The following is an 11,358-nucleotide window of genomic DNA, read 5'->3' as shown; positions in this document are numbered from 1 at the left end:
AGAGGTTCTGCACCTCGTCGCTGTAGAGGAACTCCTGCCACAGGCGGGCCGCCGCGGGGTGCGGGGCGGCCTTGTTGATCGCCTGGTTGTAGTAGCCGGCGTAGCCGGTGCCCTCGAAGACGACGACCTTCCAGTCCTTCTGGTCCTTCTTGTGCGCGGCGTTGAGGTAGTCCCAGTCGAAGACGACGGGGGTCTCGCCGCTCGCGACGGTGGCGGTCGTGACGTCCACCTTCAGCAGGTTGCCGGCCTTCTGGAGGTCGGCGAAGAAGTCGATGCCGGGCTGGAAGTCGTCGAGCGTGCCGCCGGACTGCACCGTGGCCAGGCCCACGGCGGCGAAGGCCGCACCGGCCTGCGTCGGGTCGCCGTTGATCGCCACGGAACCCTTGTAGGCGGAGCCCTTGAGGTCGTCGAGCGAAGTCGGAGCCGGGAACTTCGAGGAGTCGTAGCCGATCGACATGTACCCGCCGTAGTCGCCGGTGAACAGGCCGCTGGGCTCCTTGAGCTCGGCGGGGATGTCCTCCCAGGTCTGCACCTTGTACGGAGCAAAGCGGTCGGTGCTCTGCAGGGCGACCGTGAGGCCGAGGTCGAACACGTCGGGGGCGGTGTCGAGCCCCTCGTTCGTCTTGGCGGCCTGGATCTCCTCGGCGCTGGAGACGTCGGGGGACTGCTCGGTGATCTTGATCTCGGGGTACTTCTTGGCGAACAGGTCGAGGATCTCGCCGTAGTTGGCCCAGTCGCGCGGCAGGGCGATGACGTTGAGCGCGCCCTCCTTCTTCGCGGCGGCCTCGAGGTCGGCGAACGAGCCGAAGTCCTCGACGGAGGTCGCAGTGGACGCCTTGTCGCCGTTCTTCGGGGCGTCCGTGCCGCCGGCGGACGGGGAGCCGGCGCAGGAGGTCAGCAGCAGGGCGGCGGTGGTCGCCAGGGCGATGCCGGCGCCCAGGCGCGCACGGCGGGTGATGGTTGCCATCGGGTTTCCTCTCGGATGTCCGGCGGATGCCGGTTTCGGGACGAGAGGAAACTACGCGCGGCGGGTTACCGGAAGCGCGGTGACGGATGAACGCGACGTGAACGGCTCATGGCGGCCGGCGCGGGCGGCGACGCCGGAGGCCCGGCTCCGTGAACGGGAGCCGGGCCTCCGGCCGTGGGCGGGGTCAGTCCTCGACGTCCTCCGGGACGAAGTCCACTCCGGCCTCTTCGCGCTGCTCGGGCGTGATGGGCGCGGGCGCGGCGGTGAGCGGGTCGAAGCCGTTGCCGGTCTTCGGGAAGGCGATCACGTCGCGGATCGACGGGGCGCCGGCGAGCAGCGAGACCGTGCGGTCCCAGCCCAGGGCGATGCCGCCGTGCGGCGGGGCGCCGAAGGCGAAGGCGTCGAGGAGGAAGCCGAACTTCTCCTGCGCCTCCTCGGCGCCGATGCCCATGACGTCGAACACGCGCTCCTGCACGTCGCGGCGATGGATGCGGATCGAGCCGCCGCCCATCTCGACGCCGTTGCAGACGATGTCGTAGGCGTAGGCGAGCGCCTCTCCCGGCTCGGAGTCGAAGCGGTCGAGCCACTCCTCCTTCGGCGAGGTGAACGCATGGTGCACGGCCGTCCACGCCGAGTGACCGAGGTCGACGTCCTCCGGGTCCTCGCCGGTGGGCTTGAACAGCGGGGCGTCGACGACCCACACGAACGCCCACGCGCCGGGGTCGATCTGGTCGGTGCGCTTGGCGATCTCGACGCGGGCCGCGCCGAGCAGCGCCTGCGCCTCGCGGGTCGGACCGGCGGCGAAGAAGACCGCGTCCCCGGGCTGCGCGCCGGTGGCGGCGGCGAGCCCCTCGCGCTCGGCGTCGGTGAGGTTCTTGGCGACCGGGCCGCCGAGCGTGCCGTCCTCGCCGAAGGTCACGTACGCGAGGCCCTTCGCGCCGCGGGACTTCGCCCAGTCCTGCCAGGCGTCGAACTGACGACGGGGGAGCGAGGCGCCGCCCGGGTGGACGACCGAGCCGACGTACTCCTGCTGGAACACCCGGAACTCCGTGTCCGCGAAGAACTCGCGCAGCTCGACGATCGGGTTGCCGAAGCGGAGGTCGGGCTTATCCGAGCCGTACAAGCGCATGGCCTCGGCGAAGGTGATGCGCGCGATCGGGGTGGGGACCTCGACGTCGATGAGACGCCACATCGCCCGGACCAGCTCCTCGCCGAGGGCGATGACGTCCTCCTGGTCGACGAAGCTCATCTCGATGTCGAGCTGGGTGAACTCCGGCTGGCGGTCGGCGCGGAAGTCCTCGTCGCGGTAGCTGCGGGCGAGCTGGTAGTAACGCTCCATGCCGGCCACCATCAGCAGCTGCTTGAACAGCTGCGGCGACTGCGGCAGCGCGTACCAGCTGCCCGGGTTGAGGCGTGCGGGCACCAGGAAGTCGCGGGCGCCCTCCGGTGTGGAGCGGGTGAGGGTCGGCGTCTCGATCTCGACGAAGTCGTGCGACGCCAGCACTGCGCGGGCCGCGGCGGCGGCCTTCGAGCGCAGGCGGATGGCGGCAGCCGCCGAGGGGCGGCGCAGGTCGAGGTAGCGGTGCTTGAGGCGCACCTCCTCGCCGACGGTCTCGGTGCCCTCCAGCGCGGTCGAGACCTGGAACGGCAGCGGGGCCGACTCGTTGAGCACCTCGACATCGGTCGCGATGACCTCGATCTCGCCGGTGGGCAGGTTCGGGTTCTCGTTGCCGTCGGGGCGTCGCGACACCTCGCCGGTCACCCGGAGGACGAACTCGCTGCGCAGCGGGTGCGCGATCTCCTCGTCGCGGATGACGACCTGCGCGATGCCCGAGGCATCGCGGAGATCGATGAAGGCGACTCCTCCGTGATCGCGACGACGATCGACCCACCCCGCGAGGGTGACGGTCTGACCGATGTGCTCGGCTCGCAGGGAGCCTGCCTCGTGGGTGCGCAGCACGGAACTTTCCTTCTGATCGGGGAAATGGGCGATCCTGCCATTCTACGGGGCAGCTCCGGGACGTTCAGTAGACTCGGACGCCCCGGCATCCGCCCCACGAAAGGCCATGGAATGACGAGCCACCTCGACCTCTCGACCACCAACGGCGTGCAGGAGCTCTTCGGCGCGATCTTCTCCGGCACCACCGGCGTCGTCGCGCTGATCTTCCACATCATCGTCGCGATCGGGTTGTGGAGGGTCTTCTCGAAGGCCGGCTATCCCGGCATCCTCGCGATCATCCCCCTGGTCAACCTGATCTTCCTGGTCAAGGTCGCCGGGATGACCGGCTGGGCGGTGCTGCTGTACCTCATCCCCCTGGTGAACGTGATCTTCGCGATCGTCGTCGCCTTCAAGCTCGGCGCCCGTTTCGGCAAGGGCGGCGGCTTCTCCTTCTTCCTCCTCTGGCTGCTGCCCTTCATCGGCTACATCGTGCTCGGCTTCGGCGGCGCACAGTACCGCAGGGCCTGATCGTGCCCGCATCGCGCCTCCACCTCGTCCGGCACGGCGAGGTCGACAACCCCGCGCACATCCTCTACGGGCGGCTCCCCGGCTATCACCTCAGCGAGGCGGGCCGGGCGATGGCGCAGTCGGCCGCCGACCACGTCGCCTCCCTCGGCAGGCCGGTGACGGCGCTGCGCTGCTCGCCGCTGGAGCGCACGCAGGAGTCGGCGGCGCCGTTCGCCGCGCGGTTCGACCTGGTGCCGGTGCTCGAGGAGCGCATCATCGAGCCGGCGAACGTGTTCGAGGGCAGGAGGATGTCGCGGGCGCTCCGCAATCCGCTGAACTGGCGGCACCTGCGCAACCCGAACCTTCCCAGCTGGGGAGAGCCCTACGAGTCGATCACGGCACGGATGCTCGCGGCGATGGACGATGCGTGGGAGACGGCGGACGGCGGCGACGTGGTCTTCGTCTCGCACCAGGCGCCGATCTGGGTCACCCACCTCAGGGTCGCGGGCCTGCGGCTGCGGCACGACCCCCGCACCCGCCGCTGCGCCCTGTCGAGCGTGACCTCCTTCGAACGGGGGGACGGCGGATGGCGCGAGGTGGCCTACGCGGAGCCCGCCGCGGCAGGGATCGATCTCGGGGCCGTCTGAGGGCGGAGGGCGTCCGGCGGAACCATAGGAACCTGGACGTACACTGACAACGTGCTTACCGCCCCCGTTCGTGCTGCGCGCGGCAGGCGCCCCCTCCGGCCCCGGCTCGTCGGAGCCGCGCTCGCCGCGGTACTCGCCGTCGGCCTGAGCGCCTGTGCGCCGGAGGACGGCGGAGCCGATGCGTTCCGAGGGGACGGGAACGTCGGATACAACGGCGAGAGCCTGCGCGTGACCGAGATCGCGGTGGCGGACCGCGGCGAGCCGGTGGTCTTCAGCGGCGAGACCGAGGACGGCTCCACGTTCTCCAGCGACTCGATCCGCGGCGAGGTCGCGGTCGTCAACTTCTGGTACGCCACCTGCGGACCCTGCCGGATCGAGGCGAAGGACCTCGAGTCGGTCTGGAAGAAGCACGAGGCTGACGGCGTGAAGTTCATCGGCGTGAACATCTACGACGCGGCCGACACCGCGAAGGCGTTCGCCGAGGAATACGGGATCACCTATCCGAGCATCCTCGACGCCGACAGCGGCGACGCCAAGCTCGCCTTCGCGAAGGTCGCACCGCTGCAGGCCCCGCCGACCACCCTCGTGCTCGACCGCAAGGGCCGTGTCGCCGCCCGCATCCTGGGGCCGATCGACGGCACCTCCGTGCTGTCGACGCTCATCAAGGACCTGCTCGCGGAGAAGGCGTGAACCCCGAAGCCATCATCGGATCGGGAGCGCTGTGGGTCGCGATCCCGCTCGCCGCGGTCGCCGGGCTCGTCTCGTTCCTCTCGCCCTGCGTGCTCCCGCTGATCCCGGGTTACCTCGGCTTCATCAGCGGCGCGGTCGCTCCGCGGAGACCCGCCGCCGGCACGGAACCCGGGGGCGCGGAGACGGCGACCGTCACCCGCGGGCGGCTGCTCCTCGGAGTACTGCTCTTCATCGCCGGATTCACTCTCGTCTTCGTGCTGATGACCGCGATCGGCGGCGCGGCGTCGGTCTTCCTGCTGCAGTGGCGCGACCTCGTCACCCGGATCCTCGGCGCGCTCGTGATCGCCATGGGGCTGATCTTCCTCGGCTTCTTCGGGTTCGCGCAGCGGCAGATGAGGATGCAGGTGAGCTCGACCACCGGCCTCGTCGGCGCCCCGCTGCTGGGCATCGCGCTCGGCCTCGGCTGGGCGCCCTGCATGGGGCCGACGCTCGCGACGATCGTCGCGCTCTCGATCAACGCCGGGAACCCCGGTCGGGCGGCGCTCCTCGGAGTGGCCTACTCGCTGGGCCTCGGCATCCCGTTCCTCCTCGCGGCGCTCGGCTTCGGCTGGGCGACCAAGGCGATCGGCTTCGTGCGCCGCCACATCCGCGTGATCAACATCATCGGAGGCGTGCTGCTCGTGATCGTCGGAGTGCTCATGGTCTCTGGCCTGTGGAACGACATGATGTCGCGGCTGGGGGCGGTGATGGGCAGTGTCGTCCTCCCGCTCTGACCGGGGGCGGAAGCCGGCGGGCACGTCCGCCAGCGATCCGCTCCGCCCGTCCGACCACATCGACTCGGCTCCCGCCGACGACGTCGACGGCGATGTCACCCAGCCGCGGCTCGGCTTCGTCGGCTGGTTGCGGTGGGGCTGGCGGCAGCTCACCTCGATGCGCGTCGCACTGGTGCTGCTGCTCATCCTGGCGATCGCCGCGATCCCGGGGTCGATCTTCCCGCAGCGCATGGCCGACCCGAACGGCGTCACCAAGTGGCAGCAGGACAACCCCGACCTGTTCCCGGTGCTCGACAAGCTGAGCCTCTTCGACGTCTACCTGTCGCCGTGGTTCTCCGCCATCTATCTGCTGCTGTTCCTGTCGCTCATCGGCTGCATCATCCCGCGGATCAAGCACCACCTGAAGGCGCTGCGGGCGCAGCCCCCGCGCACGCCGGCCCGCCTCGCCCGACTGGACGACCATCGCGAGGCCGCCCGCGAGGCCGAGGACGCCGACGCCGAGGCCGCGCGCGCGATCGGCGCCGCCGAGAAGCAGCTGAAGGCCCTGCGGTACCGGGTGGTGCGCTATGACCGCGGCGCGGTGCGATCGGTGTCGGCGGAGCGCGGCTACTGGCGCGAGACCGGCAACCTGATGTTCCACATCGCCCTCGTCGGCGTGCTCGTCTCGGTGGGCGTGGGCGGCGGCTTCTCCTACACGGGGCAGAAGGTCATCGTCGAGGGCAGCACCTTCGTGAACGCGATGATCGACTACGCCTCGATCAACCGCGGGCGTTTCGTCACCGAGCAGGCGCTCACGCCCTACAAGATGACCCTCGACTCCTTCGACGTCACCTATCAGCCGTGGAACTCTCCGGGTCGCGGGCAGGCCGGGGACTTCTCCGCGAACGTCACGGTGAAGGACGCGGACGGGTCGTCCTCGAAGGGATCGGTGCGGGTGAACCATCCGCTGCAGATCGGCGGAGACAAGGTCTACCTGCTCGGCAACGGGTACGCGCCGTCGATCACCGTGCGCAACGCCGCGGGCGCCGTGGTCTCCAGCGGCCCGGTGGAGTTCCTCCCGCAGGACAACAACATGACGTCGCTGGGCGTGCTGAAGGTGCCGGACGGGCTGCCCGAACAGATCGGCCTCACGGGCTTCTTCTACCCGACGGCGTTCCAGCTCGACTCCGGGGCCTACACCTCGGGCTTCGGCGCGCTGACCAACCCGCTGCTGACGCTCGACGTCTACGAGGGCGACCTGGGCATCAACGACGGCACCCCGCGGTCGGTGTACGTGCTCGACACCACCACCCTGAAGAAGCTCACGGGCCGTGGCACCGACGTGAAGTCGATCGAGCTCGCCCCGGGGCAGACCGCCGACCTGCCGAACGGCATGGGCACGGTGACCTTCGAGAACATGTCGCCCGGTGCCGCGGACCTGAGCAAGTCGGTCAAGCGCTACGTCTCGCTGCAGATCCATCACGACGACTCCGCGCCGTTCGTGCTCGGGTTCGCCCTGCTCGCGCTCGCCGGTCTCGGTCTCGCCCTCTTCGTGCCGCGTCGCCGCATGTGGGTCAAGGCCACACCGGGCGACGGATCTGTGAAACTGGAATACGCCGGGCTCGCCCGGGGTGAGGATCCGACCCTCTCCGCGGCTCTCGATGATCTCGTGCGCGGGCACGAGCGACTGCTCGACGGCGTCGTTCCCCGCCGCCCCGTGGACGAGGGCACCCCCTCGAAGGAGGACTGACATGGCCGGTCTGGAAAACCTGTCGCTGCTGCTCATGTGGACCGCGATCGCGATCTACGCCGCCGCGTTCATCGCCTACGCGTTCGACCTCGCCCGCCGGTCGGACCAGCGCAGCGAGAAGCGCGTCGATGCGAAGGCACTGGTCGCGGCGGGCGGCGTGCCGGCCTCCGCGGGCGACGACGCGACCTCGCCGTACTCCGGCTCGCCGGCCGACGGGGCGCCGCCGAAGCAGCGGTTCGTCATGGCGCGCATCGGCACGTCGCTGACGGTGCTCGCCTGGCTGTTCCACCTCGGGGCGACGCTCACCCGCGGGTTCGCCGCCGGCCGGGTGCCGTGGGCGAACCTCTACGAGTTCGCCATGGTCGGCACGCTGCTCATCGTCGCCGTGTTCCTGCTGGTGCTCACCCGTATCGACCTCCGCTACCTCGGCGCGTTCATCACCGGGCTCATCGTGGTGCTCCTCGGCCTCGCGGCGACGAACTTCTACGTCGCGATCACCCCGCTGATGGATCCGCTCAAGAGCATCTGGCTGGTCATCCACGTGTTCGTCGCCTCGCTGTCGACCGCGTTCTTCGCACTCGCGTTCGCGCTGTCGGTGATGCAGCTGCTGCAGATGCGCCGGGAGCGGCGGATCGCGGAGGGCGCGGACAAGACCGGCGCGAAGTTCCTGGCGACGCTGCCGGACGCCACGCGACTGGAGAGCCTCGCGTACCGGTTCACCGTCGTCGGCTTCATCGGCTGGACCTTCACCCTCATGGCCGGGGCGATCTGGGCACAGGACGCCTGGGGACGCTTCTGGGGCTTCGACGTGAAGGAGACGTGGACCTTCATCATCTGGGTCATCTACGCCGGCTACATCCACGCCCGTGCCACGCGTGGCTGGCGCGGGGCGCCGTCGGCCTGGCTGTCGATCACGGGCTTCGCCTCGGTGATCTTCAACTTCACCATCGTGAACGTCTTCTTCAAGGGTCTCCACGCCTACTCCGGCCTGAGCTGACCGGCCCCGTTCCCTGCGGGCGGTGCGCAGAAGCGCATCCCGGAGAGCTCTCCGGGATGCGCTTCTGCGCTCTGAGGGCCCTAGGCCGTGGCGAGGATCGCCTTGGCGGAGGTGGTGCGACGCAGGGTCACGGCGAGGGCCGTGACGAGGAACGCGAGCACCGCCCAGACGAGGAGGCCCGCCACCGCGGCGCCGCTCCCCGCGATGAGGCCGCTGAGCGCCGGGGCCGTGGGCATCGCGGCGCCGATCGCGGCGAGCCAGGCCGGCACCGTGGAGATCAGCCCGGTCGCCACCGCGAGCACGCCGATCAGCGCGGCGACCCATCGCCCGATACCCCCGAGCACGGTCACCAGCGCCTGATTGACCGCGGCGAACGCGACGCCCGCGAGCACGGCGATCCCGGCGAAGGACCACCACGTGCCGGCGTCGTACTTCGCGACGATCTGCACGATGAGCGCGACGAGGAGGCCCTGCCCCGCGCCGATCGCCGCGGCGGGCCAGAGGCCGCGCAGCGCGAGCGACAGGGACGAGCGGCGGGACGTGAGCACCTGTCCGGGGATCGCTCGCATCGCGATGAACGTCGCCAGCGATCCGAACCACAGCACCACGGCGGCGAGCAGCGGGATCGCGCTCGGACCGAACAGGCCGGCGGCACCCGCATCGGCCTTCACCGGCGAGGCGACGACGGACGCCAGCGACTTCGACTGCTTCTCGTCGAAGGAGGGCATCGACGAGGCGGCGGTGTGCAGGCCGTCGGCGAGGTCACCGGTCCCGCTCGCGAGGGAGCCGAGCCCGTCCGCGAGCGTCGTGGCGCCCTCGGCGAGGGTGCCCGCCCCGGTCTGCAGCTGCGCCGCCCCGGAGGAGAGCCCGCGTGCGCCCGTGGACGAGGTCGCGACGCCGTCGGCGAGCTGTCCGAGCCCGCCGCCCAGCTGCGAGGCCGCCGCCCCCGCGGTGCGCAGTCGGCCGGAGATCTCGGCCGTCCCCTGGGCGTTGAGCTGGGCGAGGCCGGCGGAGGTGCCCGCCGCGGCCTGGGTCGCGAGACCGGAGGCCTTCAGCGCGGCGGCGCTGGCTCCGGCCGATGTCGCCGCGGGCTCGTTCAGCGCGGTCGCCGCCGCAGCCGCCCTGTCCAGCGTCTCGCAGAAAGCCGCAGAGTCGGGGGTGGACCGGTCGCAGCTCGCCTGCAGCGCGCTGAGGTCCTGAGTGAGCCGTCCGACCCCCTGCTGCACCGTCGCCGCGGCCGGCGCGGCCGTCCCCAGCGCCTGGCCGACGCCCGCCGTCGCCTTCGCGGCGCCGTCGGCGGCGGCCCGCAGCTGTGCCGGGACGAGCCCGTCACGGGCGAGCGCGTCCGCGCCGGAGGTCAGGCCCCGTCCGAGCTCGTTCGCGCCCGCGCCGGCTTCACGGGCCTTGGACGCGATCGTGTCCAGGCCGCCGGCGAGCTGCCCGGCGCCTCCGGCCAGCTGTCCGGCCCCGTCGGCGAGCTTCTGCGCCCCGTCCGGCATCGCGGAAGCGCCCCGGGCGGCGTCCTTCGCGCCGGTCGCGAGCTTGTCCGCGCCGTCCGCGGCCTCACCGATCTTGTCGCCGACCGTGCTGAAGCCGACGAGCACGTTGCCGAGCGTGGCCTCGCTGATCTGGTTCCCCATCGTCGACGCGGCCACCGTGGCGATCTGCTGGGTGATCAGGTCGTCGGCGACCCGGGCGTCCGGGGGAGTGGTGACCGAGATCTTCGCCTGCTCGGCCTCTCCGCCGCCCTTCGCGATCGCCTGGCCGCTGGAGGTCGCTGACGCCGAGAAGTCCTTGGGGATCGTGATGACCGCCTGGTACGTGCCGTCGCCGAGACCTTCGGCGGCGTCCTTGTCGTTCGACATCACCCAGGTGATGTTCGAGTCGAACTCGTCGGAGCCGTCGACGAGCCCCGCCGCGAGCTGACGTCCGAGAGGGGTGTACTGGCCGTCGATCGTGACCGGCTTGTCGAGGTTCACGATCGCCGCCGTCATCCGGTCGAGACGTTCGGTGGGGTTCTGCAGGGCGGCGACGAGCATCCCGCCGATGACGGCCGGCAGCAGCAGCACGCCGAGCAGCGTGAGCCAGGTGATGGGGCGGCGCGAACGTGCGCGCTCGAGGGGAAGGGTCATGCGGTCACCTCTGCGGTGTCGGAATCGGTGAGGTCGGAGGGCGCGGGATCGGGCGCATGCGCCGCGGGGCTCCGCACGTCGAGTACGGATGCGGGTGCGCGTCCCGCCTCGGAGAAGAGCTGCTGCGCCGTGTCGGGGTCGGTCGCGGTGGCGAAGACGGCGACGTCGGGACCGGCGTCGCGGAGGCCGGCGGCGACCTGGTCGCGGGCCGCGTCGGTGAGCCGGTCGATACCGTCGAGCACCACGAGCGTGGTGCCGCCGCGCAGGGCCTCCCGGAGCTCGCCCGGGGCGTGCGCGGGATCGGCGACGAGCACGCAGCCGACGTGGGCGCGCACCCAACCGGCGCGTCCGGGAAGGAGATGCCCCGCGACGCGGAGCCGACCGGCCTCGGGCTTGACCCGCCCGCCGATCGTGAGCGTGAGCGTGCGCAGGGCCCCCGGCGTGGCTCCGGTCGCGATCATCGCTCCGCCGGGCGCGAGGCGCAGGGTGAGGTCGTCGAGCCCCGGCGCGCCCGCGGTGAGGCCGGCGGCCGCGACGACGCTGTCATCGCCGGGCCAGGCGGACATCGCGCGTTCGCGCTCCACCGCCTCGCCCTCGATGTCGACGTGCGGGAGCACCCGCTCCATCCAGCGCGGGATGCGCCAGGCGTGGTCGCCGAGGATCGCCATGAGCGCGGGGATGAGCGTCATCCGCACCAGGAAGGCGTCCACGGCGATGCCGGCGGCGAGGCCGAGGGCGATCGGCTTGATGGAGGAGTCGCCCTCGGGCACGAAGGCGACGAAGACCGCGAACATGATCAGCGCCGCGGCGGTCACCACGCGCGCCGAGCCGGAGAAGCCGGATCGCACGGCGCGGATCGCGGCGGCGCGGCGGGTCTCGAAGGACTTCGACTCCGGGTCGTGCACGTAGTCCTCCCTCATGCGCGAGACGAGGAACACCTGATAGTCCATCGCGAGCCCGAACAGCACGCCCATCAG

10 protein-coding genes are annotated in these 11,358 nt (G+C 71.2%); 6 read left to right on the top strand and 4 right to left on the bottom strand.

Translation table 11 applies throughout. The features are described 5' to 3' along the window. Positions 1 to 967, bottom strand: a 967-nt coding sequence (locus tag ABWO84_RS15680) for an ABC transporter substrate-binding protein (protein ID WP_353116248.1), incomplete at its 3' end; no start/stop codon positions are given. Between the two features lie 184 nt (positions 968 to 1,151). Further along, positions 1,152 to 2,927, bottom strand: coding sequence for an aspartate--tRNA ligase (gene aspS, locus ABWO84_RS15675; protein WP_353116246.1), 1,776 nt, complete (start codon positions 2,925 to 2,927; stop codon positions 1,152 to 1,154). Positions 2,928 to 3,038: 111 nt separating this feature from the next. On the opposite strand from aspS, the gene ABWO84_RS15670 reads away from it, so the two are divergent. From ABWO84_RS15670 to ccsB, 6 genes are read left to right on the top strand one after another with little or no spacing between them, the layout of a single operon-like run. Then, a complete protein-coding gene (locus ABWO84_RS15670) occupies positions 3,039 to 3,434 on the top strand; it encodes a DUF5684 domain-containing protein (protein ID WP_353116245.1) in 396 nt (131 codons plus the stop codon). 2 nt (positions 3,435 to 3,436) lie between these two features. Continuing rightward, positions 3,437 to 4,060, top strand: a complete 624-nt coding sequence (locus ABWO84_RS15665; RefSeq protein ID WP_353116243.1) for a histidine phosphatase family protein — start codon at positions 3,437 to 3,439, stop codon at positions 4,058 to 4,060. A gap of 51 nt (positions 4,061 to 4,111) precedes the next feature. Beyond that, entirely contained in the window at positions 4,112 to 4,750 is a 639-nt protein-coding gene (locus tag ABWO84_RS15660) for a TlpA family protein disulfide reductase (protein WP_353116241.1), read from the top strand. After that, the gene (locus ABWO84_RS15655) at positions 4,747 to 5,523 is read left to right on the top strand and encodes a cytochrome c biogenesis CcdA family protein (RefSeq protein WP_353116239.1); all 777 of its coding nucleotides are present in this window, start codon (positions 4,747 to 4,749) and stop codon (positions 5,521 to 5,523) included. The genes ABWO84_RS15660 and ABWO84_RS15655 overlap by 4 nt, the downstream gene beginning before the upstream one ends. Next, positions 5,504 to 7,252 carry a cytochrome c biogenesis protein ResB gene (gene resB, locus ABWO84_RS15650; protein ID WP_353116237.1) on the top strand — a complete coding sequence of 583 codons (1,749 nt, stop codon included), beginning with the start codon at positions 5,504 to 5,506 and terminating at the stop codon, positions 7,250 to 7,252. Before ABWO84_RS15655 ends, resB begins: the two co-directional genes overlap by 20 nt. A 1-nt stretch (position 7,253) precedes the next feature. Then, the gene (gene ccsB / locus ABWO84_RS15645; RefSeq protein ID WP_353116235.1) at positions 7,254 to 8,249 is read left to right on the top strand and encodes a c-type cytochrome biogenesis protein CcsB; all 996 of its coding nucleotides are present in this window, start codon (positions 7,254 to 7,256) and stop codon (positions 8,247 to 8,249) included. A gap of 80 nt (positions 8,250 to 8,329) precedes the next feature. Here the strand turns inward: ccsB and ABWO84_RS15640 are convergent, their stop codons facing one another. Together ABWO84_RS15640 and ABWO84_RS15635 are read right to left on the bottom strand one after the other, a co-directional pair. After that, positions 8,330 to 10,381 carry a YhgE/Pip domain-containing protein gene (locus ABWO84_RS15640; RefSeq protein WP_353116233.1) on the bottom strand — a complete coding sequence of 684 codons (2,052 nt, stop codon included), beginning with the start codon at positions 10,379 to 10,381 and terminating at the stop codon, positions 8,330 to 8,332. Further along, positions 10,378 to 11,358 (bottom strand): MMPL family transporter (locus ABWO84_RS15635; protein WP_353116232.1); only part of this gene is annotated, 981 nt, incomplete at its 5' end. The genes ABWO84_RS15635 and ABWO84_RS15640, both read right to left, overlap by 4 nt.

Origin of the sequence: Microbacterium sp. (assembly GCF_040394595.1) — a bacterium.
In the GTDB taxonomy this organism is placed as follows: domain Bacteria; phylum Actinomycetota; class Actinomycetes; order Actinomycetales; family Microbacteriaceae; genus Microbacterium.
This window is presented reverse-complemented; position numbering and strand designations above follow the sequence as displayed.